Raw genomic sequence first — 22920 nt, 5'->3', positions numbered from 1 at the left:
GTCGAAGACAGTACGTTAGTACGGCGAGACGATGCAACGCCGCCATGAGGGTTTTGTCAGGTGATCGGGATTATTTCTTGTACAGGCCTGCTTCGAGCACCACACCGTCGACCAGCAGGATGTAGGTGGTCTTCGGCTCGATCTTGCCGCTGGTCGGGTTCTTGTACTGGTAGTCGACCCAGCCCTTGCCCTTGGCGGCGGCCAGCTCGATGATCTCGCGGCGGTACTTCTTGCCGTTGGCGTCGGGGACGTCGGTCAGGTCCTTGCCGACGATCGAGGCGTTGTAGGGGTGGGCCAGCACGATGCCGGTCTTGACGTCGCGCATGTCGATATACAGCGAGCCCTGGACGAAATCCGGGTCCTTGGCGGTGATGCGTTTCATCACCTCTTCCTTGCCCTTGGCCTTGACCATGGCAGCGCCGCGCTCGGCCATGGCGATGGCGTCTTTCTCGGTCGGTTCATTGGCCAGTGCGGCGGCGGAGACCAGGCACAGGGCGGTTGCGGTAGCGAGCAGCTTCATGGAGATTTCCTTTCGAAGTGACGGCTGGTCTGAATGTTGCCAAATTGCATTTAGTACTCTACGCCGGGGTCAGCCCTGCGAAATTGTCTTAGCGCAAGCACTTGCCGATGTGGCGGCGCAAATGCAGGACTGATTTTCCACAGTGCTTAGCCATATTCCGACAGGGTGTCAGACTTGACTTGATTAGAGGCAACTCAGGGTCGCAGGCTGCTGTCTACCATCAGTTCCTGCCGGCAATTTCGGTTCCCTACGTCAACCTTTCTTCTCTCTGGAGAACTCCCGTGACCACGCCAGACGCTCTGCCAGCGAAATTCAAGCCTTATACCCGCCAGTCGATCGCCACCGCACGCCAGTGGCAGTGGATGAGCCCGGACCTGCAGGAAGCGGTCCAGGTGGTATCCCATGTCCTGCCTTTCCGTACCAACGAATATGTCATGGAACAGCTGATCGACTGGAACCGCATCCCGGACGATCCGATCTACCGCCTGACCTTCCCGCACCGCGACATGCTGCCGGCCAAGGAGTACGAGCAGCTGCGCGACCTGGTGCTGTATAAGAAGGACGATGCCGCGATCGCCAAGCTGGTCCACGACATCCGCATGCGCATGAACCCGCACCCGGCCGGCCAGATGACCCACAACGTGCCGCGCGTGAACGACGCGCCGCTCAAGGGTCTGCAGCACAAGTACAAGGAGACGGTGCTGTTCTTCCCGAGCGCGGGCCAGACCTGCCACGCCTACTGCACCTTCTGCTTCCGCTGGCCGCAGTTCGTCGGCATGGACGACATGAAGTTCGACGCCCGCGAATGCACCGAGCTGGTGTCCTACCTGGCGACCCACCCGGACGTGACCGACGTCCTGATCACCGGCGGCGACCCGATGATCATGAATACGCGCTCGCTGACCGAATTCATCGAGCCGCTGCTGGCGCCGAACCTGGCCCACATCCAGAACATCCGTATCGGCACCAAGTCGGTGGCCTACTGGCCGCAGCGCTACGTCTCCGACAAGGACAGCGACGACCTGCTGCGCCTGTTCGAGAAGGTGGTCAAGGCCGGCAAGAACCTGGCGATCATGGGCCACTACAACCATGCGGTGGAACTGCGCAGCCCGATCGCCCAGCAGGCCGTCAAGCGCATCGTCGGCACCGGCGCCACGCTGCGCATGCAGGGCCCGCTGATCCGCCACATCAACGAAGATCCGCACAGCTGGGCCGAGCTGTGGACCACCGGCGTGCGCCTGGGCGCGATCCCGTACTACATGTTCGTCGAGCGCGACACCGGCCCGCGCGAGTACTTCTCGCTGCCGCTGGCGCGCGCGCACGAGATCTTCCAGTCCGCCTACAGCATGGTGTCGGGCCTGTCGCGCACCGTGCGCGGGCCGTCGATGAGCGCCTTCCCGGGCAAGGTCGTGATCGACGGCGTGGTCACGATCAACGGCGAAAAGCTGTTCGCGCTGCAGTTCCTGCAGGCCCGCAATCCGGAGTGGGTGCGCCGTCCCTTCTTTGCCAAGTACGACCCGGAGGCCACTTGGCTCGATCATCTGAAACCTGCGTTCGGCCGCAAGAAGTTCTTTTTCGAAGCGGAAGCGGACAGCGGGGATGCCGATTTCCAGCCACCGGCCGGGCGCGTGATCCCGATCGTCCAGGCGCCGCGGGACCGGCGCGCCAGCGATTCTCAGCCCGACGCCGCCTGAGCCGCGCTGAACGCATCCAATCATGGAGACCGACCAGAGCACGCCACGCCTCTCCGGCGTGGCGGTTTTTTTCTACGTGTTCCTGCCGTTCGCGCTGGGGCACTACCTGTCCTCCCTGCTGCGCAACGTGAATGCCGTGCTGGCCCCGCAGCTGGTCGGCGCGCTCGCGCTCACGCCCGGCCAGCTCGGACTGCTCACCAGCGCCTTCTTCTTCGCCTTCGCGCTGGTCCAGCTGCCGGTCGGCATCGCGCTCGACCGCTACGGCCCGCGCAAGGTGCAGCTCTACCTGATGCTGATGGCTTCCTGCGGCGCGCTGCTGTTCGCCTACGGCCACAGTTTCGCGCAGCTGGTGGTGGCGCGCGCGATCATCGGCTTCGGCCTGGGCGGCTGTTTCATGTCCGCGGTGAAGGCGATTTCGACCTGGATCTCGCCCAAGAAGCTGCCCTCGGTGCAGGGTTACCTGATCGCAGTCGGCGGACTGGGCGCGGCAACGAGCACCATGCCGGTGCGCGCGCTGTTGCAGCATACCGACTGGCGCGGCCTGTTCATTCTGCTGGCCATCCTGTCGGCCTGTTCGGGGCTGTTGATCTGGCTCGTGAGTCCGCGTTCGAAGCCGCTGGGCGGCAAGGCGCCCACGGTGCGCTCGGTGCTCGACGTCTACCGCACGCCGGCCTTCCGCAACACGATCTCGCTGGTACTGCTGCCGCATGCGATCTTCTTCGGCATCCAGGGCCTGTGGATCGGGCGCTGGCTGTCCGACGTCGCGCGCTTTCCGGAAGGCGCGGTGGCCTACCTGCTCTACATGGGCATGGCCTCGGTGATCTTCGGCGCGATCGCGGTCGGCATGATCACCGAGTGGGCGGGGCGGCGCGGCATCCAGGCGCTGGACGTGGCGGCGGTCGGCGTGGGCCTGTTCGTGCTCGTGCAGGGACTCATCGTGATCGGCTACCGCCCCAGCCTGCAGATCCTGTCGGTGCTGTTCACGCTGGTGGGCACCATCACCGGCATCGAGTACGCGATCGTGGCCCAGAGCCTGCCGCGCGAGCTGACCGGACGCGCCGCGACCTGCCTGAACCTCCTGATCTTCATCGGCGCCTTCCTGGTGCAGGCCGGCTTCGGCCAGGTGGTCGGGCTCTGGCATCCCGACCTGACTGGCCACTATCCGGTGCAGGCCTACCGCGTGGCCTTCGGCGTGCTGGTGCTGCTGCAGCTGCCCGGCCTGCTGGGTTACTACCTCAAAGTCTTCCGTCGGCGGCGTCCGGTAAAATGCGGGATTGCTTTACTCGCTCCGAAGGAAGAATATGAGATTGGTACGTTACGGTCGCCCCGGTAAGGAAAAACCCGGACTGTTCGACGAAGAAGGCCGCTTGCGCTCGCTGGCCGGCATCATCGACGATATCGATGGGTCGGTGCTGTCGGAAAAGGCGCTGCGCAAGCTGGCCAAGGTCGACTGGAAGACCCTGCCCATCGTGCGCGGCGAACCGCGCTTCGGCGTGCCGGTCAAGGGCGTCGGCAAATTCATCGGCATCGGCATGAACTACTCCGACCACGCGGCCGAGGTGGGCGCGCCGATCCCGAAGGAGCCGATCCTGTTCATGAAGGCGACCAGCTGCCTGTCCGGCCCGGACGACCCCATCCAGCTGCCGCAAGGCTCGAAGAAGACCGACTGGGAAGTCGAGCTGGGCGTGGTCATCGGCGAGCGCGCGCAATACGTCAGCGAAGCGGACGCCATGAAGTACGTGGCCGGCTATTGCGTGGTCAACGACGTCTCCGAGCGCGCCTTCCAGTTCGAGATGGGCTCGCAGTGGGACAAAGGCAAAGGCTGCGACACCTTCGGCCCGGTCGGCCCCTTCCTGGTGACGAAGGACGAGATCTTCGACGTCCAGGACCTCGACCTTTACCTGGAACTGAACGGCAAGCGCATGCAGACCGGGAACACCTCGAACATGATCTTCACGGTGGCGCAAATCGTCAGCTACCTGTCGCGCTTCATGACCCTCGAGCCGGGCGACATCATCACCACCGGCACGCCGCCGGGCGTGGGGCTGGGCCTCACGCCGCAGCGTTTCCTCAAGAAGGGTGACAAGCTGCGTCTTGGTATCGCCGGTATTGGCGAGCAGCAGCAGGAAGTGGTGGCATTCCCGAAGAAGTGATCACGCAGGGTGGGCACCCCGTGCCCACGCGAACGTCTGCACAGTGCCAGCTTCCGCGTGGGCTCGGAGAGCCCACCCTACAAGATTACAGAACCGTCTTCAGCGCGGCCTTCAGGGCATCGTCCAGCCGCGTCACGATCTCCGACAGCTGCGCCGCGCTGACGATGAAGGGCGGCGCCAGCAGCACGTGGTCGCCCCTGCGGCCGTCGATGGTGCCACCCATCGGGTACACCATCAGCCCGCACTCCATCGCCTTGGCCTTGATCGCCGCGTGCAGCTTCAGCTCCGGCGCGAAGGGCTCCTTGGTGGCGCGGTCGCGCACCAGCTCCAGCGCCAGGAACAGCCCGCGGCCGCGGATGTCGCCGACGTGCGGATGGCTGGCGAAGACGTCGCCCAGCATCCGGCGCAGGGTGGCGCCGCGCTTCTGCACCTGCACCAATAAATCGTCGCGCTCGATCACCTCCTGCACCGCCAGCGCGGCGGCCGCCGCCACCGGATGACCGATGTAGGTGTGCCCGTGCAGGAAGCTGCCGCTGCCGCTGCGCAGGCGCTCGACGATGGCGCCGTTGGCCAGCACCGCGCCGATCGGCGCATAGCCCGCGCCCAGTCCCTTCGCCACCGCGATCAGGTCCGGCGCCACGCCGTCCTGCTCGATCGCGAACATGGTGCCGGTGCGCCCCATGCCGCACATGACTTCGTCGGCGATGAACAGGATGCCGTACTTGTCGCACAGCGCGCGCACGCCGCGGAAGTAGTCCGGCGTCGGCGGAATCGCGCCGCCGGTGGCGCCCACCACCGGCTCGGCGCAAAAGCCGATCACCCGCTCCGGCCCGACCAGCAGGATGGTCGCCTCCAGCTCGTCCAGCAGCATGCCGGTGTACTGGGCCGTGGTCTGGCCTTCCAGGCGGTCGCGGTATTCGTAGCAGGGCGCGACGCGCGGCACATCCATCAGCAGCGGCGCGAAGGGCTTGCGGCGCCACTCGTTGCCGCCCACCGCCAGCGCGCCCAGCGTGTTCCCGTGATAGCTCTGGCGGCGCGCAATGAACAGCGAGCGCTGCTCCTCGCCGCCTTCGACGAAGTACTGGCGCGCCAGCTTGAGCGCGGTTTCCATCGCCTCCGAGCCGCCCGACACCAGGTAGACCCCGCCGATGCCCGCCGGCGCGCGCGCCACCAGGCGGTCGGCCAGCTGCTCCGCCACCTCGGTGGTGAAGAAGGCGGTGTGCGCGTAGGCGCAGCGGTCGATCTGGGCGTGCATGGCGGCAATCACGTCCGGGTGGCCATGACCGAGCGAGGACACGGCCGCGCCGCCGCTCGCGTCGATGTAGGTCTTGCCCTGGCTGTCGCGCAGGCAGATGCCCTGGCCGCCGACCGCCACGGGCGGCGTCTGGCGCAGGCTGCGGTGAAGGATGCGGCTCATTGGGAATCTCCTTCAAAAAGTTGACGATTGACAATAAACGCTTAGCGCCAGGATTCTTTTGATTTTTAATGGGAGCCGTGCGAATATTTTCTTCCTGGACATTATTTGAACAGCCATGACCGACCGCCTACGCCCGATTCCCGAAACCGAATGGACCGCCGCCCAGCGCGAGGCGGCCCAGGAGATCGTCAGCGGCCCGCGCGGCGCCCTGTACGGCCCCTTCGTGCCGCTGCTGCGCAGCCCTGAGCTGATGGGCTATGCGCAGCGCCTCGGCGAATACCTGCGCTACCGCAGCGCGATCGGCGTCAGACTATCCGAGCTGGCCATCCTGGTCACTGCGCGCGAATGGGACCAGCAGGTCGAGTGGGCGATCCACGCCCCGATCGCGCAGCAGGTCGGCATCACCGCGGACGTGATCGGCGCCATCGCGCGGCGCCAGCGCCCGGCCGCAATGCTGGTCGACGAATCCGTGGTCTACGATTTTTGTCTCGAGCTGCACCGCGACAAACGGGTCTCCGACCGAGTCTACAACGATGCGCTGGCGCTGTTCGGCGAGCAGGGCGTGGTCGACTTGATGGGGGTGAACGGCTACTACACCTTCCTGGCGATGGTGATGAACACGGCGCAGACCGAGGCGCCGGCATCGTCCGCTGATCCGCTGCCGGAGTAGCTGCTGGGGTATGTAGTGGTTTCGGAGGATAAAAAAAGCCGAGCTATGCTCGGCTTTTTTATCAGTAGTGCCCGCGATCAACCTCGTGAATGTTTACGATATCGATCAGATGAGCAGGATAACGCCTCTCATACATTTCACGAACAGTGTACGCAAATTCAGAAACGAGAATTTCCGTCGTATCCAGAGTCGCAAACTCTTCGAAATAGCGTGGTGCGTCAGGATTGGTAACGCAAATCTTAATTTTCATAGATGTCTCCGCATGAAAACAGGGTTAATGGATCGAGCGCAGACCTATCGTCATGAACGATATTTTTGAGATAGCCCCGGTAAATCGGGTTACTTGGTCTGAACATCTGCCAAATCAGGCAGATGTAATTCCTCGCCATTCCATGCGAAAACTCCTATTGATTAAAACAGAAATGATATTAACACAAAGATATAATTATTTTAACTTTTGCCCAAATTGTGTTTGCAGGTGCACGACGACAAAAGCTCGATACGCTCAGGCCAGCGCTTCCTTGGCCGCCTGCTCCGGCGTGAACTCATCGTAGAACATGTCGGTGAACCACTCGACGTTCTCTTCGATGTGTTCCTGCGCCTGCTTCTGGGTGGCGCCGCCGGCCACCAGGTGTTTTTCGACTTCGATGCACCAGTTAATCAGCGCCATCGTCTCTTCGTCGAGTTCTTCCTTCTTTGCCATCGCACTTACCCTAAAATACGTTTGAAGAATGCAGACATGTGCTGCACCTCTTCCAGGCACACCGAGTGCTGCATGGTGTACTCATGCCACTCGACCTGGTAACCCAGCGACACCAGCAGGTCGCGCGATTGCTCGGCGCGGCTGAAGGGCACCACGTTGTCGTGGCGGCCGTGGGCCATGAAGATCGGCGTCTGCAGGCTTTCCTGGGTACGTTCCGTGGCCAGCTTGGCGGACAGCGGCACGTAGCCCGACAGGCAGAGCATGCCGGCCAGCGATTCAGGGTGGCGCAAGCCGGCCTGGATGGTCATCGCGCAGCCCTGCGAGAAGCCGGCCAGCACGATGCGCGAGGCCGGAATGCCGCGTGCCTTTTCGCGGGCGATGAAGGCTTCGACTTCCAGCTGCGAGGCGCGCAGGCCGGCTTCGTCTTCGCGGCGCGTCAGCTCGGCGCCGGTGATGTCGTACCAGGCGCGCATCACGTAGCCGCCGTTGATGGTGACCGGGATCGTGCGCGCATGCGGGAAGATGAAGCGGATGCCCGGCAGGCCGGCCAGGTCCAGTTCGCGCACGATGGGCACGAAGTCGTTGCCGTCGGCGCCCAGGCCGTGCAGCCAGATGACGGAGATTTCCGGGTGGTCGCTGGTGTCGATCGTGACGTGTTCGAGCAGCTCGCTCATGCGCTTGTCCTTGGGGCTTATTTTTTCTTGGGACGCCAGGCGGCGCAGACGTCCGGGTTGGTGTCGCTGAACGGGCCGCCGATTAGGTCGATGCAGTAGGGGACGGCGGCGAAGATGCCGTTGACGATGGTCTTGCCGTCCGCATCCTTCAGGCCCTCGAGGGTTTCCTTGATCGATTTCGGCTGGCCCGGCAGGTTCAGGACCAGGGCAGCATGGTCCGGCGTCTCGCGGATCACGGCCACCTGGCGCGATAGGATCGCGGTCGGCACGAAGTGCAGGCTGACCTGGCGCATCTGCTCGCCGAAGCCCGGCATCTCTTTCGTGCCGATGGCCAGCGTCGCCTCGGGCGTGACGTCGCGCCGCGCCGGGCCGGTGCCGCCGGTGGTCAGCACCAGGTGGCAGCGGGTTTCGTCGACCAGCTCGATCAGCGTGCTCTCGATCTCGTCGCGGTCGTCGGGGATCAGGCGGGTCTCGACGCGGAAGGGCGTGGTCAGGGCTTTGCCCAGCCATTCCTGCAGGGCCGGGATGCCCTTGTCCTCGTAGATGCCGCCGCTGGCGCGGTCCGAGACCGAGACCAGGCCGACGACCAGCTCCTGTACCTTATTCTCCAGACTCATCGTCGGCTTCCTCGCCTTCGTCTTCGTCGGAAGGCGCGGCCGCTTTGGCCGGCTTGGCCAGGTCCTTCAGGATCTGGAAGATCTCGCGGTAGGCCTTCGGCGGCTTGTTCTCGGCCTGTTCCTTGCGGGCGTTGCGGATCAGGGTACGCAGGTGCTGAACGTCCAGCTGCGGATGTTCTTCCAGCAGCTGGGTGAGAGCCTTGTCGTCGGCCAGCAGCTTGTCGCGGCGGCGCTCCAGCGCGTGCAGCGAAGCGGTTTCGGCCTTCGAGGCGCCTTTCCAGCTCTCGATGGTGCGCTGGATGACGGCGACTTCCTCTTCGTCGAGGGTGCGCATCATCTTGCCCACGTACTGCAGCTGGCGGCGGCGGCCTTCGTGGTTGGTGATGGTCTGGGCCATCAGGATCGCATCCTTGACCTCGTCCGGCATCGGCACGCGCTTGACGCGGTCGCGCGGCGCATCGATGAGTTGTTCGCCGAGCTTTTGCAACTCGTTACTCTGCCGTTTCAGTTCGGACTTGGAAGGGCGGTCGTATTCCGGTTCGAACTCGTCGGAGCGGAAGCCGACAGCGCCGCGGTTTGCATTTGGCATGATGATCTAGATTCGTCAGACGCACGTCTGGACGGTAAAAACAGTAAACGGCTGCTATGATAACTGTTTTAGGGCTCGCTACGAAAAACGCACATGAACGACTCCGTCTTCACCCATACCCAGGATCAGCTCAAGCAGCTCGCGCAGGACGTGCTGGCGATTGCAAAGGAAACCGGCGCCAGCGATGCATCGGTCGAGATCAGCGAGGGTAGCGGGCTGGCGGTGACGGTGCGCAAGGGCCAGGTCGAAACCATCGAGCAGAACAAGGACAAGGGCATCGGCGTGACCGTCTACTGCGGCCAGCGCCGCGGCCATGCCAACACCTCCGATTTCTCCAGCGCCTCGCTGCGCGCCACCGTCGAAGCGGCCTACAACATCGCCCGCTTCACCGCCGAAGACCCGGCCGCCGGCCTGCCGGACGCCGATCTGCTGGAAATGAACCCGCGCGACCTGCGCCTATGCTACCCATGGGACATCGATGCCGAGGGCGCGGTGCAGCTGGCCCAGCGCTGCGAAGCGGCCGCCTTCGGCGTCGACAAGCGCATCACCAACAGCGAAGGCGCCAGCGTCTACGTCCAGCAATCGCATTTCGTGGCCGCCAACAGCCTCGGTTTCTGCGCCGGCTACCCGTTCTCGCGCCACACGCTGTCGGTGGCGCCGATCGCCGGCAAGGGCAACAAGATGCAGCGTGACGACTGGTACAGCTCGGCGCGCGACCCGAAAAAGCTGGCCGACCCCGAAAAAGTCGGCCGCTATGCCGCCGAGCGCGCGCTGGCCCGCCTGAACGCGCGCAAGCTCGACACCCGCACCTGCCCGGTACTGTTCGAAGCCCCGCTGGCCGCCGGCCTGGTCGGTTCCTTCGTGCAGGCAACTTCGGGCGGCGCCCTCTACCGTAAATCGAGTTTCCTGCTGGACTCGCTGGGCCAATCCATTTTCCCCTCGCACATCAATATCGTGGAAGACCCGCACATCGTCGGCGCGGTCGGCTCCTCGCCCTTCGACGAAGAAGGCGTGCGCACCCAGACCCGCAAGGTCGTCAGCGATGGCGTGCTGCAGGGCTATTTCCTGTCCTCGTACACGGCGCGCAAGCTGGGCATGCAGACCACCGGCAATGCCGGCGGTTCGCACAACCTGTCCATGACCTCGAAGGAAACGAAAATTGCGGACGACTTCGAAGGCATGCTGCGCAAGATGGGCACCGGCCTGCTGGTCACGGAACTGATGGGGCAGGGCACCAACTACGTCACCGGCGACTATTCGCGCGGCGCTTCCGGCTACTGGGTCGAGAACGGCGTCATTCAATACCCGGTCGAAGAGATCACCATCGCCGGCAACATGAAGGACATGTTCCAGTCCATCGTCGGCATCGGCAGTGACGTGCTGACGCGCGGCAACAAGTCGACCGGGTCGATCCTGATCGAGAAAATGGTCATCGCCGGCAGCTGAATCCGGTTCCTGCAATAATGTGCGGATATGTATCGCACATGAAAGGAACCGCATGGACATTCTCGCCGCCGCCACCAAACGCCACACCACCAAGGCCTACGACGCTTCGCGCCGCGTCCCTGACGAGCTGATGCAGCAGATCTATGGCCTGCTGCGCAACAGCCCGTCTTCGGTCAACTCCCAGCCCTGGCACTTCATCGTCGCCAGCACCCCGGAAGCCAAGGCCCGCATGGCCAAGGGTGCGCAGGGCGGTTTCTCGTACAACGAAGCGAAGATCACCAACGCTTCGCACGTGATCCTGTTCTGCGTGCGCGCCGACGCCGACCAGCAGCACCTGGACAATATCCTGGAGCAGGAACAGCGCGACGGCCGCTTCAAGGACGAGGCAGCGAAGGCCGGCCAGGCCAAGGGCCGCCTGGGCTACGTCAACCTGCACCGCTACACCCAGAAAGACCTGCCGCAGTGGCTGGAAAAGCAGGTCTATATCGCCCTCGGCACCGCCATGCTGGGCGCGGCCAAGCTGGGCATCGACACGACGCCCATGGAAGGCATCGACGTGCCCGTGCTGGACGCCGAGTTCGGCCTGCACGAGCGCGGCCTGACCAGCCTGGTCATGCTGAGCTTCGGCTACCACGCCGAGACCGACTTCAATGCCGGCCTGCCGAAGTCGCGCCTGGCCGAAGAACAGGTCTTCACCTTCCTGTAAAATCCTCGGGGTTCACGCTCATTTAATGATATTGAAGGGAGCGAGCATGGAAAACCATGCCCGCTCGAGGATCTTCGCGAAGCCCTCGCGGGTCGGGTAACCCTCGTTTTCCCAGTCTTCCAGGTATTGCGGTGCAGCGGTCTCCAGCACGCCGCGGCTGTCGACGTGGAACACGTGCTCGAGGGGCGAGTGGAATTCGGCCAGCACCTCGTCGTTGACGGCGTCGATCATGTGCTTCATGACCTGGGTGCGGAAGGCCGGGTCGGGATTGACGTTGGCGTCGTCCATCACCGTCGTGATCCAGCCGCCATGGCTGTCGACGAAACCGCGGCCGTCGGGCACCGGGTAGTCGTAGCCGTTCAGGAAGATCGGCTGCTGCCAGGGCGTCTTGCGGTAGGCCCAGCGGATGGCGCGGATGATGCCGTTCAAGCCTTCGCTGATGTGGTAGAGCATCAGGTCGAGGCGCGCGGCCGAAAAGCAGGCTGCCGGGTCGGGCGCGGAGGTGCAGTCGTCGCGCAGGGCCAGCCTGTGCTCGAGCGCATCGTTGGCGAAGCCGCCCAGATAGAACTCGGTGAAATGAAAGTTCGGCGCCAGCTCCATGTGGACCACGCCGGCATAGGGGCCGTCGCCGATGTACTGGTTCAGGCGGGCGCCGTTGAAGCCGAGCAGGCGGATGGACGCATGCTCGGGCGCCACCCGCGGATGCTCGACCAGCGCCTGCAGCAAGGTCTGCTCGGCGTGCCAGAACCAGGAGTCGCCCAGCGCCAGTCCGGCGGGAGACGGCGCTCCCGGTTCCGGATTTTCACCTGGCCGATATACGATACCCATACCGTTCCCCGCTTCTGACTGCTACTCATGCTTTGGACATGGGCAGCGCAGACCGGTTCCCAGCTGGGTGGATGCTTACTTGATCGCGCGAACGGCCTGCAGCACCGGCTGCAGCACGGCGGCGCCGAGTCGGGCGCTGCGCGCGCCGTCCCAGCCGACCAGCGGATCCGGATCGTTGGCGTTGTCCTTGAACGGCAGTTCCAGGGTCAGCGACAGGCAGCCGAAGGCGTGCGTGATGTGCGGCGAGCCCATGGTCAGCGTTTCTTCGCTGTAGGGCGTTTCACCGTAGCCGTGCACGTCCTGGAAGTCCGGGCTGGCGATCATGAAGGCGTCCGAGAAGGCTTTCTGCGCCGCGGCCTGTTCGGCGGTAAAGTTCGGCAGGGATTCGCTGCCAGCCACGAACACATAGGGCAGGCCTTCGTCGCCATGCACGTCCAGGCACATGTCGACGCCGGTTTCATGCATCTTCTGCTTCACCAGGAACACTTCCGGGCTGCGCTCCATGGTCGGGTTCAGCCATTCGCGGTTCAGGTTGGCGCCGGCGGCGTTGGTACGCAGGTTACCGCGCACCGAGCCGTCCGGGTTCATGTTCGGCACCACGTAGAACACCGATTCTTTCAGCAGCTGACGCCCGAAGGGATGGGCCGGGTCGAGCAGGGCGTCCAGCATGCCTTCGACGAACCATTCGGCCATGGTCTCGCCCGGGTGCTGGCGTGCGATCACCCACACCTTTTTCTTTTCAGGCGAAGGTTCACCGACGATCAGCATGTTCAGGTCGCGGCCGTCGACGGTCGAACCCAGGTCGACCATGCGCACGTGCTCGGACAGCTGAGCGCGGTCCAGCAGCTCCAGGTGGCGCTCCCACGAGTACGGCTCGAAGTAGGCGTAATAGACGCTGTCCATGGCCGGGGTGTGCTCGATGGTCAGCACCTGGCCGTCGAAGCTGGTCGGCACGCGGAACCAGTTGACGCGGTCGTAGCTCGCCATCGCGTTGTAGTCTTCCCAGCCCTTCGGGTAGGCCGACTGGCCGGCATTGAGCAGGCGGATGGTGCAGGGCTGGGCTTGCGCGCCCTGCAGGCGGAAGTAGAACCACTGGATGATGTCGGCGTGCGAATCCTTGCGGATGTTCAGGTCGATGGCGCCGGCGCTCGTGGCGCTGACGATATCGATGGCGCCAGCGTCGAACTGGCTGCTGATCTTGATAGACATTGTGCGTCCTGTAGATGGGACCTCGTCAAACCTGCTGCGCGTTGCATTTTCGGCCTGCGATGCTCGCCGTACCGTCAGTACGGCTGCGCTTCTCGGCCGAAACTGCGGCCGCTCGCTACGGTTTGACGAGGTCCTGTTATTGAGTGGTAAGAGACACATCATACCCACACCACGAATCGGTGCGCAAATCTGCTCATCTGTTGCCGCTCAAATGCGGGCCTTCGGGCTTTTGCTAACGTGCTTGTTTGGGAGGAAAAGAAGAATGAAAAACGAAATCCGCGTGGCACGCGCCGAAATTACCAGCATCGACAGGCAAGGCTTCTGGCTGCGCTGCCGTCGTGAAGAGCTGTATCTGCCGTTCGCTATGTTCCCCTGGTTCGAGCACGCCACCGTGGCGCAGCTGTGCCGGGTCGAATGCTTTGGGGATACCTGCCTGTACTGGCCGGGGCTGGATCTGGAGCTGGGGATCGACAGCATCCGTAATCCTGCCGTCAAACATGGCCGCCCGAGCTAGCCGGCTCGAACAGAAGGGAGATCGCATGAACGAGTTGGCATTGGGAATCGCCTTAGGAACGCTGTTCGGCGCGGTCTATTTGAATCCTTCGGTCGGCATTTGTCTCGGGGTAGCGTTCGGCCTTTCCCTACGGCAGCTAAGGCGCTCGGCGGCAAAGAAGGCCGGCAAAGACGAGCTGCTCACGCCATCGTCCGATCAACCGAGGCCGCCGAATCGTTCATAGAAGGCGCCGTCCGCCTCGGGCGCCTCCACATCCTCGCGTCTCAGCACATCCATCAGGTGCTGCTCGGCCTTTTCCCAGGTCAGGCGGTAGATCGCCTGCGCCAGCGCATACGCTTCCGAGCCCGGCCAGGGTTGCGGCAGCAGCTCCAGCGGCAGCATCGGATCGTGCAGCTGGACGCGGCGGTAGGCGTGGATCAGGAGGCTGCGCACCACGAAGGCGTCCCGGTTCGACAGCTGCGGCTCCTCGCGCAAGGTGGCCAGCAGCGGCGTGAACTCGGCGATGAAGCGGCGGTAGTCGGCCACCACGGCGCTCAGGTCCCAAGCCTCGCGCACCAGCTCGCCCAGCGGACGGGAACCGGATCCCGGCAGCTCGGCGGCGCTGCAGACGAAGATCTTGCCGGTGCCTTTCACACGCTCGAGGATGTCGGCCAGGGTCGGGGCATCGGCCGCCGGATGGGTCAGCAGGCCGGGCGCCAGCATCGCATAGCCTTCCCACTCGAGCTCCTTGCGCACGGCCGCGCGCAGAGGCGCATCGATGCTGCCGTTGGGCGCCATCACGACGGTCCAGCGGCCGTCCCAGTCCAGGCCGGGCGGCGCGTAGATGCGGTGGTTCGCGCGCTCGAAACGCGGACGCGCTTCTGGGAGCAGGGCATAGCTGCTGCGCCGTCCTTCGCGGCTGGCGACCAGCCAGCCTTCCTGCGCCAGGCGGAACACGCTGGTGCGCACCAGGCGGTCGGTGACGCCCATCGGCGCCACTAGTTCGATCAGGCTGCCCAGCCACAGGCGCGCGCCGTGCGGGGCGATGGCGTCGCCGAAGATGGTCATCACCAGCGATTTCGAGCGCGGCGGATCGGTGGCGAGGAACTGGCTGATCCAGTCGTTGCTGGTGAGCATTTTCATATAGTTACTTTACCGTAATCACGTCGCATTCGACAGATACTTGCACCTCAATATGATTCAAAATTCTTGTGTACATCGCGTTTTTTGTATCGTATTATGGATTCAGTGAGAACACAAACGGAGACCACCATGTACGCCCAACTGGTAGAAACCGGCCTCAAAAAGGTGCAGACCCGCGAAGACATGAGCGCGGAAGAGCAAGCCTTTCAGGCCCGCATCGACGCCGGCGTGAAGATCGAAGCCAAGGACTGGATGCCCGAGGCTTACCGCAAGACCCTGATCCGCCAAATCTCCCAGCACGCCCACTCCGAGATCGTCGGCCAGCTGCCGGAAGGGAACTGGGTCACGCGTGCACCGACGCTGAAACGCAAATCGATCCTGCTGGCCAAGATCCAGGACGAAGCCGGCCATGGCCTGTATCTGTACAGCGCGGCCGAGACCCTCGGCGTCTCGCGCGACGAGCTGCTGGAAGCTCTGCACTCCGGCAAAGCCAAGTACTCGAGCATCTTCAATTACCCGACCCTGACCTGGGCCGACATCGGCGCCATCGGCTGGCTAGTCGACGGCTCGGCCATCATCAACCAGATCCCGCTCTGCCGCTGCTCCTACGGCCCGTATGCGCGCGCCATGATCCGCGTCTGCAAGGAAGAGTCCTTCCATGCGCGCCAGGGCTACGACATCATGATGAAGCTGGCCCAGGGCTCGCCCGAGCAGAAGGCGATGGCCCAGGATGCGCTGAACCGCTGGTGGTGGCCTTCGCTGATGATGTTCGGCCCCTCGGATGCCGAGTCGGTCAACAGCGCGCAGTCGAGCCAGTGGCGGATCAAGCTGTTCTCGAACGACGAGCTGCGCCAGCGCATGGTCGACCAGACCGTGCCGCAGGCCGAATTCCTCGGCCTGACCGTTCCCGACCCGGACCTCAAGTGGAACGAAGAAACTGGCCACTACGACTTCGGCGAGATCGACTGGACCGAATTCCAGAACGTCCTGAAGGGCAACGGCCCCTGCAACAAGGACCGCCTGCGCACCCGCGTGAAGGCCTGGGAAGACGGCGAGTGGTTCCGCGATGCGCTGGTGGCGTATGCGGACAAACAGGCGGACAAGCAAGCCGCTTAAGAATACGGAGACAAACATGAGCAAAGAATGGCCACTGTGGGAAGTCTTCATCCGCAGCCAGCACGGACTCGCCCACAAGCACGTCGGCAGCCTGCACGCACCGGATGCCGAGATGGCGATCAACAACGCACGCGACGTCTACACGCGCCGTAACGAAGGCGTCTCGATCTGGGTTGTGAAGGCGGCCGACATCGTCGCCTCCAGCCCGAGCGACAAGGACGCGCTGTTCGAGCCGTCCAACAGCAAGGTGTACCGCCACCCGACCTTCTTCCCGATGCCGGAAGAAGTCAAGAACCTGTGAGGCCTGGCGTGGATAAGGCAAAGTTCGAATACCTGCTGCGCCAGGGCGACAACGCCCTGATCCTGTCCCAGCAGCTGTCCCAGCTCTGCGGCAAGGGCCCGGCGCTGGAAGAGGACATGGCGCTCACCAACGTCGCCCTCGACCTGCTGGGCCAGACCCGCATGTGGCTGACCTATGCCGGCGAACTCGAAGGCCATGGCCGCGACGAAGACCGGCTGGCCTACCTGCGCGACAGCCGCGAATTCCGCAACGTGCTGCTGGTCGAGCAGCCGAACACGGACTATGCGATGGTCATGGTGCGCCAGTTCTTCTTCGATACCTGGCACTACTTCCTGATGCGCGAGCTGCTGAATTCGACGGACAAGCGCATCGCCGAGATCGCGGAAAAGTCGATCAAGGAAGTCACTTATCACCTGCGCCGCAGCGGCGACCTGGTGGTGCGCCTGGGCGACGGCACCGACATCAGCCACGCCAAAATGCATGCCGCGGTCGACGAGCTGTGGACCTATGCAGGCGAGGCCTTCATCTACGACGAGCTTGATCTGGCGATGGTGGAGCAGGGCGTGGCCCCGGCTGCCGAGACCCTGCGTGCAGCCTTCCTGCAGCACGTGTCCGAAGTCCTGCTTGAGGCCACCCTGAGCATGCCTTCGCCGGACGCCTACATGCAGCGCGGCGGCAAGCAGGGCAGGCACAGCGAGCGCCTCGGCTTCATCCTGGCCGAGATGCAGTTCCTGCAGCGCGCCTATCCCGGCGTGGAATGGTAAGACCGTGGCGGAGGCGATCGTGACCGATACCGCACAAGTCTGGGCCTGGCTGGGCGAGGTGCCCGATCCCGAGATTCCGGTGATCTCGGTGGTCGACCTGGGCATCGTGCGTGAGGTCGCCGTAGACAAGGCCAGCGGCGAATGCGTGGTGACGATCACCCCGACCTATTCCGGATGCCCGGCGATGCAGGTGATCGCCGAGGACGTGGAAGCGGCCCTGCGTGCGCGCGGCGTGGACAAGCTGCGCATCGCCACCCGCCTGTCGCCGGCCTGGACCACCGACTGGATGAGCGAAGCCGGCAAGGCCGCCTTGAAAGGCTACGGCATCGCCCCGCCGGTGCAGCAGGTGATCGACATCAGCGGTTTGAAGCACGGTGTGAAACGCCATGCGATCCAGCAGCCCGACGTCGCGTGCCCGCACTGCGGCTCGCACCACACCCGGCTCACCAGCCAGTTCGGCTCGACGCCCTGCAAGGCGCTGTACCAGTGCCTCGATTGCCGCGAGCCTTTCGACTACTTCAAGTGTCATTGAGACCATGAGCAAATTCCATCCCCTGACCGTCGCCCAGGTGAAGCACGAAACCCGCGACGCGATCGCCGTCACCTTCGAGGTGCCGCCCAACCTGCAGGATGCCTTCCAGTACCAGCAGGGCCAGCACCTGACCCTGCGCGCGATGATCGACGGCGAGGACGTGCGCCGCTCCTATTCGATCTGCTCGGCGGTGCAGGACAAGCGCCTGCGCGTGGCCATCAAGCGCGTGAACGGCGGCCTGTTCTCGACCTGGGCCAACGAATGCATCCGGCCCGGCGTGACCATCGACGTGATGCCGCCCGAGGGCCGCTTCAACCTGCCGCTGGAGCCGGAGAGCAGCCGCCACTACCTGGCCTTCGCGGCCGGCAGCGGCATCACGCCCATCCTGTCGATCATCAAGACCACCCTGCTGGCCGAACCGAACAGCCGCTTCACGCTCCTGTACGGGAATCGCGCCTCCTCGTCCGTGATCTTCCGCGACGAGCTGACCGACCTGAAGGACCAGTACCTGGAGCGCCTGAACCTGGTCTACATCATGAGCCGCGAGCCCCAGGACATCGAGCTGTTCCACGGCCGCATCACCGAAGATAAATGCCGAGAGCTGTTCCAGCACTGGCTGCGCGTGGAGAACGTCGACTACGCCTTCATCTGCGGCCCGGAAGACATGATGCACGGCGTCTCGAACGCGCTGCAGGAAGCGGGCATGCCGAAGGAGCGCATCCGCATCGAGCTGTTCGCGGCAGGCACGGGCAAGACCGAACGCAAGCCGCGCCCGGTGTCTGCGGAGCCGCGCCACCAGACCGAAGTCACGGTGGTGATGGACGGCGTCCACGCCAGCTTCACGATGGACAAGGACAAGGAATCGCTGCTGGACGCCGGCCTGCGCGCGGGCATCGACATGCGCTATTCCTGCAAGGGCGGCGTGTGCTCGACCTGCCGCTGCAAGGTGCTGGAAGGGCAGGTGGAGATGGACGTCAACTACGCGCTCGAGGACTACGAAGTGGCGCGCGGCTTCGTGCTGAGCTGCCAGAGCTTCCCGGTGACGGACAGGATCGTGGTCGATTTCGACGTGCACGAATAAACACCACCCCGTCATCCCCGCGCAGGCGGGGATCCATACTGAGCTGGCTAAGATACTCAGCATGGGGTCCCGCTTCCGCGGGAAGTCAGGTCGGGCAATGCCCGGCATGACGGCGCAATAAAAACAGGAGGAGACATCTAATGAGCTACGAATCCATCAAATTCACCCTGGACCACGGCATCGCCGTCCTCACCCTCAACCGGCCGGACCGCCTGAACAGCTTCACCCAGGCCATGCACCGCGAAGTGCGCGACGCCCTGGACAAGCTGCAGGCCGACAAATCCGCCCGCGTGCTGGTGCTGACCGGCGCCGGCCGCGGCTTCTGCGCCGGCCAGGACCTGAACGACCGCGCTGTAGAGCCGGGCGCGCCCGGCGTGGACCTGGGCGAATCGGTCGAAAAATTCTATGCGCCGCTGGTCACGACCCTGCGCACCCTGCCGATGCCGGTGATCTGCGCGGTGAACGGCGTGGCCGCCGGCGCCGGTGCCAACCTAGCGCTGGCCTGCGACATCGTGCTGGCCGCGAAGTCGGCCAGCTTCATCGAAGCCTTCTGCAAGCTGGGCCTGATTCCCGATACCGGCGGCACCTGGGTGCTGCCGCGCCTGATCGGCCCGGCACGCGCCATGGGCCTGGCCCTGCTGGGCGACAAGCTGCCGGCCGAGAAGGCCGAGCAGTGGGGCCTGATCTGGCGCTGCGTGCCGGACGAAGCCCTGATGGACGAAGCGATGGCGATGGCCGAGCACTTTGCCGCCGCGCCGACCAAGGGCCTGGCGTTCACCAAGAAGGCGATGCTGGCCAGCTGGACCAACACCCTCGAAGAACAGCTGCAGATGGAAGCCGGCATGATGCGCGAGCTGGGCTACAGCCATGACTACCGCGAGGGCGTGGCCGCCTTCATCGAAAAGCGCCAGCCGCACTTCAAGGGAGAATAAGACGATGGCACATGCATTGGACAAGGGCAGCGTCATCGCCGTCGTCGGCAGCGGCGCCATGGGCTCCGGCATTGCCCAGGTGGCGGCCAGCGCCGGGCACCAGGTGCGGCTGTACGACACGCGCCCGGAAGCCGTGGCGAAAGCGATTGCCGGCATCGGTAAAGCCTACGACAAGCTGGTGGAAAAGGGCCGCATGGGCGCCGCCGAGGCGGACCTCGCCCGCGAGCGCCTGATGCCCGCGCAATCGACGGCGGAGCTGAAGGATGCGGCGCTGGTGGTCGAGGCCATCGTCGAAGACCTGGACGTCAAGCGCAGCCTGTTCGCGGAGCTGGAAGGCATCGTCGGCCCGGACTGCATCCTGGCTACCAACACCTCCTCGATTTCGGTGACGGCCATCGCCGCGCAGCTGCAGCGCCCGGAGCGCCTGGTCGGCATGCACTTCTTTAACCCGGTGCCGCTGATGGCGCTGGTCGAAGTGATCAGCGGCGTCGCCACCGACAAGGCCGTCGCCGATACCGTGTACGCCACCGCGGAAGTCTGGGGCAAGAACCCGGTGCACGCGAAGTCGACGCCGGGCTTCATCGTCAACCGTGTGGCGCGTCCCTACTATGCCGAGGCCCTGCGCCTGCTGCAGGAACAGGCCGCCGATGCCGCCACCCTGGACGCGGTGATGCGCGATTGCGGCGGTTTCCGCATGGGCCCCTTCGAGCTGATGGACCTGATCGGCCACGACGTCAACTTCTCGGTCACGCAGTCGGTCTTCAAGGCCTACTTCAACGACCCGCGCTTCACGCCCTCGGTGCTGCAGCAGGAACTGGTGAACGCCGGCTTCCTGGGCCGCAAATCGGGCCGCGGCTTCTACCGCTACGGCGAGGATGCGGCTGCGCCCACGGCCCAGGCCGAGCCGCTGGCGGAGCGCCCGCATACCGTGCGCATCACGCGCAAACGCGACGTCGCCGACTCTGCCTTCGATCCGCTGCTGGCGGTCGTCACCGAGCGCCTGGCGCAACACGGCGTTGTGCCCAGCCACCCGTCCATGTTCGACGGCAGCGATACGCGCGAAGAACCGGCCTTCCACGTCCACGGCGCCGCCATCTACCTGACGGACGGCCGCAGCGCGACCCAGCGTGCGGCGGACGACAACCATCCGAACACGGTGCTGTTCGACCTGATGCTGGACCCGGCAAAGTCGCCGCGCATCGCCCTGGCACGCGCCGACCAGTGCAGCGAGGAAGCCTGGCAGGGCGCGGTCGGCCTGTTCCAGACGACCGGCTTCACCGTCACGCGCCTGGATGATGTGCCCGGCATGGCCGTGATGCGCACCGTCGCCATGCTGGCCAACGAAGCGGCGGACGCCGTCAACCAGGGCGTGTGCAATGCGCGCGCCGTCGACATCGCGATGCAGAAGGGCGTGAACTACCCCTGCGGGCCGCTGGCCTGGGCGGACAAGGTCGGCCTGCGCCACATCGCCGCGGTGCTGCACAACCTGGGGAAGGCGTATGGCGAGGACCGCTACCGCATGTCGCCGCTGCTGCGCCGCAAGCTGGCCGCGAACGCGGGAGGAGCACGCTTCCATGCAGTTTGATGCACAAGCGCTGGCCGAACTGGCCGGCAAGACCATGTACGAACGCGATCCGGCCAGCCAGAAGCTGGGCATGACGCTCGACGCCATCCGCCCCGGCTACGCGCGCATGAGCATGCGGGTGCGCGAGGACATGCTGAACGGTCATAGCACCTGCCACGGCGGCTACATCTTCATGCTGGCCGACAGCGCCTTCGCCTTCGCCTGCAATTCGCACAACTTCAACACCGTCGGCGCCGGCTGCAGCATCGATTACCTGGCGCCCGGCCGCGGAGGCGACCTGTTGACGGCGGAAGCCGTCGAGCAGGCGCTGTCCGGCAAGACCGGCGTTTACGACGTCGTCGTCACCAATCAGGAAGGGCGCAAGGTGGCGCTCTTCCGCGGCAAGTCCCACCGTGTGAACGGCATGGTGGCGGAAGTTTAAAAGGAGAGGCAGATGGTGCAACGCATTCCTCAACCCGGCGATCTCGAACCGATCGAGCGCGCCAGCCGCGACGAGCTGCAGGCGGTGCAGCTCGAACGCCTGAAACAGACGCTGCGGCACGCCTACGAGAACGTGGCCCACTACCGCCGCAGCTTCGACGAGGCGGGCGTGCACCCGGACGACCTGAAAACGCTCGGCGACCTGGCGAGGTTCCCCTTCACCACCAAGAAGACCCTGCGCGACAACTACCCCTTCGGCCTGTTTGCGGTGCCGAGGGAGCAGGTGGTGCGCGTGCACGCATCGAGCGGCACCACCGGCAAGCCGACCGTGGTCGGCTACACGAAGCGCGACATCGACACCTGGGCCGACCTGGTGGCGCGTTCGATCCGCGCGGCCGGTGGCCGTCCCGGCGACATGGTCCACATCGCCTACGGCTACGGCCTGTTCACCGGCGGCCTGGGCGCCCACTACGGCGCCGAGCGCCTGGGCTGCACCGTGGTGCCGATGTCCGGCGGGCAGACCGAGAAGCAGGTCCAGCTGATCCAGGATTTCAAACCCGCTATCATCATGGTCACGCCTTCCTACATGCTGAACATCGTCGAGGAATTCAAACGCCAGGGCATCGATCCGGCCACGTCCTCGCTGCAGGTCGGCATCTTCGGCGCCGAGCCCTGGACCGATGCCATGCGCCGCGAGATCGAAGCGGGCGCCGGCATCGACGCGGTCGACATCTACGGCCTGTCCGAAGTGATGGGCCCGGGCGTGGCCAGCGAGTGCATCGAGAGCAAGGACGGCCCGGTGATCTGGGAAGACCATTTTTATCCCGAGATCATCGACCCCGACACCGGCGAGGTGCTGCCCGACGGCGCCGAGGGCGAACTGGTGTTCACCTCGCTGTCGAAAGAGGCGCTGCCCATCATCCGTTACCGCACCCGCGATCTCACGCGCCTGCTGCCGCCGACTTCGCGTGCTATGCGCCGCATGGGCCGCATCACCGGCCGCTCGGATGACATGCTGATCATCCGCGGCGTGAACGTCTTCCCCAGCCAGGTCGAGGAGCAGGTGCTGCAGATGCCGGCGCTGGCCCCGCAGTACCAGCTGGTGGTCAGCAAGGACGGCCACCTGGACAAGCTGGAAGTGCGCTGCGAGCTGCGCGAGGGCGAGTTTTCGGATGAGATGGTAGCGGCTCTGGCCCAGGAACTGAAGCACCGCATCAAGACCTATATCGGCGTGACGACCAGCGTGAACCTGCTGCCCAGCCAGGGCATCGAGCGTTCGATGACGGGCAAGGCCCGGCGCGTGGTCGATCAGCGCAACAAATAAAAC

At 64.6% G+C, this 22920-nt stretch carries 27 protein-coding genes; 17 read left to right on the top strand and 10 right to left on the bottom strand.

Annotated elements, in window-relative coordinates; genetic code table 11:
- Window positions 1–70 precede the first annotated feature (70 nt).
- Window positions 71–520: a cache domain-containing protein gene (locus AC07PE_RS06595; RefSeq protein WP_498762598.1), complete on the bottom strand. Its 450-nt coding sequence runs from the start codon at window positions 518–520 to the stop codon at window positions 71–73.
- Between the two features lie 281 nt (window positions 521–801).
- Here AC07PE_RS06595 and AC07PE_RS06590 point away from each other — a divergent pair, with 281 nt between their 5' ends.
- Genes AC07PE_RS06590 through AC07PE_RS06580 form a run of 3 tightly spaced genes read left to right on the top strand, consistent with a single transcriptional unit; the run spans window position 802 to window position 4367 of the window.
- The gene (locus AC07PE_RS06590) at window positions 802–2214 is read left to right on the top strand and encodes a KamA family radical SAM protein (protein ID WP_498762597.1); all 1413 of its coding nucleotides are present in this window, start codon (window positions 802–804) and stop codon (window positions 2212–2214) included.
- Window positions 2215–2236: 22 nt separating this feature from the next.
- The gene (locus tag AC07PE_RS06585) at window positions 2237–3547 is read left to right on the top strand and encodes an MFS transporter (protein ID WP_498762596.1); all 1311 of its coding nucleotides are present in this window, start codon (window positions 2237–2239) and stop codon (window positions 3545–3547) included.
- On the top strand, window positions 3516–4367 hold the full coding sequence (locus AC07PE_RS06580; RefSeq protein WP_498762595.1) for a fumarylacetoacetate hydrolase family protein: 852 nt from the start codon (window positions 3516–3518) through the stop codon (window positions 4365–4367). The genes AC07PE_RS06585 and AC07PE_RS06580 overlap by 32 nt, the downstream gene beginning before the upstream one ends.
- Before the next feature lie 85 nt (window positions 4368–4452).
- Here the strand turns inward: AC07PE_RS06580 and AC07PE_RS06575 are convergent, their stop codons facing one another.
- Window positions 4453–5784 carry an aspartate aminotransferase family protein gene (locus AC07PE_RS06575; protein ID WP_498762594.1) on the bottom strand — a complete coding sequence of 444 codons (1332 nt, stop codon included), beginning with the start codon at window positions 5782–5784 and terminating at the stop codon, window positions 4453–4455.
- 115 nt (window positions 5785–5899) lie between these two features.
- On the opposite strand from AC07PE_RS06575, the gene AC07PE_RS06570 reads away from it, so the two are divergent.
- On the top strand, window positions 5900–6454 hold the full coding sequence (locus AC07PE_RS06570) for a carboxymuconolactone decarboxylase family protein (protein WP_498762593.1): 555 nt from the start codon (window positions 5900–5902) through the stop codon (window positions 6452–6454).
- Between the two features lie 61 nt (window positions 6455–6515).
- On the opposite strand, the gene AC07PE_RS06565 is transcribed toward AC07PE_RS06570, so the two are convergent.
- From AC07PE_RS06565 to yjgA, 5 genes are all read right to left on the bottom strand, one after another.
- Entirely contained in the window at window positions 6516–6704 is a 189-nt protein-coding gene (locus AC07PE_RS06565; protein WP_498762592.1) for a hypothetical protein, read from the bottom strand.
- Between the two features lie 255 nt (window positions 6705–6959).
- Window positions 6960–7157 carry a hypothetical protein gene (locus AC07PE_RS06560; RefSeq protein ID WP_498762591.1) on the bottom strand — a complete coding sequence of 66 codons (198 nt, stop codon included), beginning with the start codon at window positions 7155–7157 and terminating at the stop codon, window positions 6960–6962.
- Window positions 7158–7162: 5 nt separating this feature from the next.
- Complete coding sequence (locus tag AC07PE_RS06555; protein ID WP_498762590.1) at window positions 7163–7831, bottom strand: alpha/beta hydrolase; 669 nt, start codon at window positions 7829–7831, stop codon at window positions 7163–7165.
- Window positions 7832–7848: 17 nt separating this feature from the next.
- The gene (gene mog, locus AC07PE_RS06550) at window positions 7849–8448 is read right to left on the bottom strand and encodes a molybdopterin adenylyltransferase (RefSeq protein ID WP_498762589.1); all 600 of its coding nucleotides are present in this window, start codon (window positions 8446–8448) and stop codon (window positions 7849–7851) included.
- On the bottom strand, window positions 8432–9037 hold the full coding sequence (gene yjgA / locus AC07PE_RS06545; RefSeq protein WP_498762588.1) for a ribosome biogenesis factor YjgA: 606 nt from the start codon (window positions 9035–9037) through the stop codon (window positions 8432–8434). Before yjgA ends, mog begins: the two co-directional genes overlap by 17 nt.
- 93 nt (window positions 9038–9130) lie before the next feature.
- Here yjgA and pmbA point away from each other — a divergent pair, with 93 nt between their 5' ends.
- Together pmbA and nfsB are read left to right on the top strand one after the other, a co-directional pair.
- Window positions 9131–10483, top strand: a complete 1353-nt coding sequence (pmbA, locus tag AC07PE_RS06540) for a metalloprotease PmbA (protein WP_498762587.1) — start codon at window positions 9131–9133, stop codon at window positions 10481–10483.
- Window positions 10484–10535: 52 nt separating this feature from the next.
- The gene (nfsB, locus tag AC07PE_RS06535; protein ID WP_498762586.1) at window positions 10536–11189 is read left to right on the top strand and encodes an oxygen-insensitive NAD(P)H nitroreductase; all 654 of its coding nucleotides are present in this window, start codon (window positions 10536–10538) and stop codon (window positions 11187–11189) included.
- A gap of 18 nt (window positions 11190–11207) precedes the next feature.
- Here nfsB and AC07PE_RS06530 read toward each other — a convergent pair whose 3' ends face one another.
- Window positions 11208–12017 carry a hypothetical protein gene (locus tag AC07PE_RS06530; RefSeq protein WP_498762585.1) on the bottom strand — a complete coding sequence of 270 codons (810 nt, stop codon included), beginning with the start codon at window positions 12015–12017 and terminating at the stop codon, window positions 11208–11210.
- Between the two features lie 75 nt (window positions 12018–12092).
- Window positions 12093–13226 (bottom strand): M14 family metallopeptidase, encoded by a 1134-nt coding sequence (locus AC07PE_RS06525; RefSeq protein WP_498762584.1) that lies wholly within the window; start codon window positions 13224–13226, stop codon window positions 12093–12095.
- Window positions 13227–13488: 262 nt separating this feature from the next.
- Here AC07PE_RS06525 and AC07PE_RS06520 point away from each other — a divergent pair, with 262 nt between their 5' ends.
- Both AC07PE_RS06520 and AC07PE_RS06515 read left to right on the top strand, forming a co-directional pair.
- A complete protein-coding gene (locus tag AC07PE_RS06520; RefSeq protein ID WP_498762583.1) occupies window positions 13489–13740 on the top strand; it encodes a DUF2442 domain-containing protein in 252 nt (83 codons plus the stop codon).
- A 25-nt stretch (window positions 13741–13765) separates the two neighbouring features.
- Window positions 13766–13963 (top strand): glycine zipper domain-containing protein, encoded by a 198-nt coding sequence (locus AC07PE_RS06515; protein ID WP_498762582.1) that lies wholly within the window; start codon window positions 13766–13768, stop codon window positions 13961–13963.
- Here AC07PE_RS06515 and paaX read toward each other — a convergent pair.
- Window positions 13936–14862 (bottom strand): phenylacetic acid degradation operon negative regulatory protein PaaX, encoded by a 927-nt coding sequence (gene paaX, locus AC07PE_RS06510; RefSeq protein ID WP_498762581.1) that lies wholly within the window; start codon window positions 14860–14862, stop codon window positions 13936–13938. The genes AC07PE_RS06515 and paaX overlap by 28 nt on opposite strands.
- Window positions 14863–14991: 129 nt before the next feature.
- On the opposite strand from paaX, the gene paaA reads away from it, so the two are divergent.
- From paaA to paaK, 9 genes are all read left to right on the top strand, one after another.
- Entirely contained in the window at window positions 14992–15978 is a 987-nt protein-coding gene (paaA, locus tag AC07PE_RS06505; protein ID WP_498762580.1) for a 1,2-phenylacetyl-CoA epoxidase subunit PaaA, read from the top strand.
- Window positions 15979–15994: 16 nt separating this feature from the next.
- On the top strand, window positions 15995–16279 hold the full coding sequence (gene paaB, locus AC07PE_RS06500; protein WP_047821541.1) for a 1,2-phenylacetyl-CoA epoxidase subunit PaaB: 285 nt from the start codon (window positions 15995–15997) through the stop codon (window positions 16277–16279).
- A gap of 8 nt (window positions 16280–16287) precedes the next feature.
- Complete coding sequence (gene paaC, locus AC07PE_RS06495; RefSeq protein WP_498762579.1) at window positions 16288–17043, top strand: 1,2-phenylacetyl-CoA epoxidase subunit PaaC; 756 nt, start codon at window positions 16288–16290, stop codon at window positions 17041–17043.
- 19 nt (window positions 17044–17062) lie between these two features.
- Window positions 17063–17575, top strand: a complete 513-nt coding sequence (paaD, locus tag AC07PE_RS06490; RefSeq protein WP_498762578.1) for a 1,2-phenylacetyl-CoA epoxidase subunit PaaD — start codon at window positions 17063–17065, stop codon at window positions 17573–17575.
- Between the two features lie 4 nt (window positions 17576–17579).
- Entirely contained in the window at window positions 17580–18656 is a 1077-nt protein-coding gene (paaE, locus tag AC07PE_RS06485; RefSeq protein ID WP_498762577.1) for a 1,2-phenylacetyl-CoA epoxidase subunit PaaE, read from the top strand.
- Window positions 18657–18796: 140 nt separating this feature from the next.
- A complete protein-coding gene (gene paaG, locus AC07PE_RS06480) occupies window positions 18797–19588 on the top strand; it encodes a 2-(1,2-epoxy-1,2-dihydrophenyl)acetyl-CoA isomerase PaaG (RefSeq protein ID WP_498762576.1) in 792 nt (263 codons plus the stop codon).
- Between the two features lie 4 nt (window positions 19589–19592).
- Entirely contained in the window at window positions 19593–21173 is a 1581-nt protein-coding gene (gene paaH, locus AC07PE_RS06475) for a 3-hydroxyacyl-CoA dehydrogenase PaaH (RefSeq protein WP_498762575.1), read from the top strand.
- Entirely contained in the window at window positions 21163–21594 is a 432-nt protein-coding gene (paaI, locus tag AC07PE_RS06470) for a hydroxyphenylacetyl-CoA thioesterase PaaI (protein WP_498762574.1), read from the top strand. Before paaH ends, paaI begins: the two co-directional genes overlap by 11 nt.
- A 12-nt stretch (window positions 21595–21606) precedes the next feature.
- Window positions 21607–22917: a phenylacetate--CoA ligase PaaK gene (paaK, locus tag AC07PE_RS06465; RefSeq protein WP_498762573.1), complete on the top strand. Its 1311-nt coding sequence runs from the start codon at window positions 21607–21609 to the stop codon at window positions 22915–22917.
- The last annotated feature ends 3 nt before the right edge of the window (window positions 22918–22920 follow it).

The organism is Telluria sp. GW821-FHT07G12 (genome assembly GCF_059418525.1).
This window is presented reverse-complemented; position numbering and strand designations above follow the sequence as displayed.

Excerpts from the sequence above, each read along its gene's own strand:
- paaH (WP_498762575.1), top strand. The coding sequence starts at position 19,593 with ATGGCACATGCATTGGACAAGGGCAGCGTCATCGCCGTCGTCGGCAGC.
- AC07PE_RS06580 (WP_498762595.1), top strand. The coding sequence starts at position 3,516 with ATGAGATTGGTACGTTACGGTCGCCCCGGTAAGGAAAAACCCGGACTG.
- AC07PE_RS06585 (WP_498762596.1), top strand. The coding sequence starts at position 2,237 with ATGGAGACCGACCAGAGCACGCCACGCCTCTCCGGCGTGGCGGTTTTT.
- AC07PE_RS06560 (WP_498762591.1), bottom strand. The coding sequence starts at position 7,157 with ATGGCAAAGAAGGAAGAACTCGACGAAGAGACGATGGCGCTGATTAAC.
- AC07PE_RS06525 (WP_498762584.1), bottom strand. The coding sequence starts at position 13,226 with ATGTCTATCAAGATCAGCAGCCAGTTCGACGCTGGCGCCATCGATATC.
- paaK (WP_498762573.1), top strand. The coding sequence starts at position 21,607 with ATGGTGCAACGCATTCCTCAACCCGGCGATCTCGAACCGATCGAGCGC.
- paaI (WP_498762574.1), top strand. The coding sequence starts at position 21,163 with ATGCAGTTTGATGCACAAGCGCTGGCCGAACTGGCCGGCAAGACCATG.
- AC07PE_RS06565 (WP_498762592.1), bottom strand. The coding sequence starts at position 6,704 with ATGAAAATTAAGATTTGCGTTACCAATCCTGACGCACCACGCTATTTC.
- AC07PE_RS06515 (WP_498762582.1), top strand. The coding sequence starts at position 13,766 with ATGAACGAGTTGGCATTGGGAATCGCCTTAGGAACGCTGTTCGGCGCG.
- mog (WP_498762589.1), bottom strand. The coding sequence starts at position 8,448 with ATGAGTCTGGAGAATAAGGTACAGGAGCTGGTCGTCGGCCTGGTCTCG.
- paaX (WP_498762581.1), bottom strand. The coding sequence starts at position 14,862 with ATGAAAATGCTCACCAGCAACGACTGGATCAGCCAGTTCCTCGCCACC.
- AC07PE_RS06570 (WP_498762593.1), top strand. The coding sequence starts at position 5,900 with ATGACCGACCGCCTACGCCCGATTCCCGAAACCGAATGGACCGCCGCC.
- AC07PE_RS06520 (WP_498762583.1), top strand. The coding sequence starts at position 13,489 with ATGAAAAACGAAATCCGCGTGGCACGCGCCGAAATTACCAGCATCGAC.
- paaA (WP_498762580.1), top strand. The coding sequence starts at position 14,992 with ATGTACGCCCAACTGGTAGAAACCGGCCTCAAAAAGGTGCAGACCCGC.
- AC07PE_RS06555 (WP_498762590.1), bottom strand. The coding sequence starts at position 7,831 with ATGAGCGAGCTGCTCGAACACGTCACGATCGACACCAGCGACCACCCG.
- pmbA (WP_498762587.1), top strand. The coding sequence starts at position 9,131 with ATGAACGACTCCGTCTTCACCCATACCCAGGATCAGCTCAAGCAGCTC.
- AC07PE_RS06530 (WP_498762585.1), bottom strand. The coding sequence starts at position 12,017 with ATGGGTATCGTATATCGGCCAGGTGAAAATCCGGAACCGGGAGCGCCG.
- nfsB (WP_498762586.1), top strand. The coding sequence starts at position 10,536 with ATGGACATTCTCGCCGCCGCCACCAAACGCCACACCACCAAGGCCTAC.
- yjgA (WP_498762588.1), bottom strand. The coding sequence starts at position 9,037 with ATGCCAAATGCAAACCGCGGCGCTGTCGGCTTCCGCTCCGACGAGTTC.
- paaE (WP_498762577.1), top strand. The coding sequence starts at position 17,580 with ATGAGCAAATTCCATCCCCTGACCGTCGCCCAGGTGAAGCACGAAACC.
- paaB (WP_047821541.1), top strand. The coding sequence starts at position 15,995 with ATGAGCAAAGAATGGCCACTGTGGGAAGTCTTCATCCGCAGCCAGCAC.
- AC07PE_RS06595 (WP_498762598.1), bottom strand. The coding sequence starts at position 520 with ATGAAGCTGCTCGCTACCGCAACCGCCCTGTGCCTGGTCTCCGCCGCC.
- paaG (WP_498762576.1), top strand. The coding sequence starts at position 18,797 with ATGAGCTACGAATCCATCAAATTCACCCTGGACCACGGCATCGCCGTC.
- AC07PE_RS06575 (WP_498762594.1), bottom strand. The coding sequence starts at position 5,784 with ATGAGCCGCATCCTTCACCGCAGCCTGCGCCAGACGCCGCCCGTGGCG.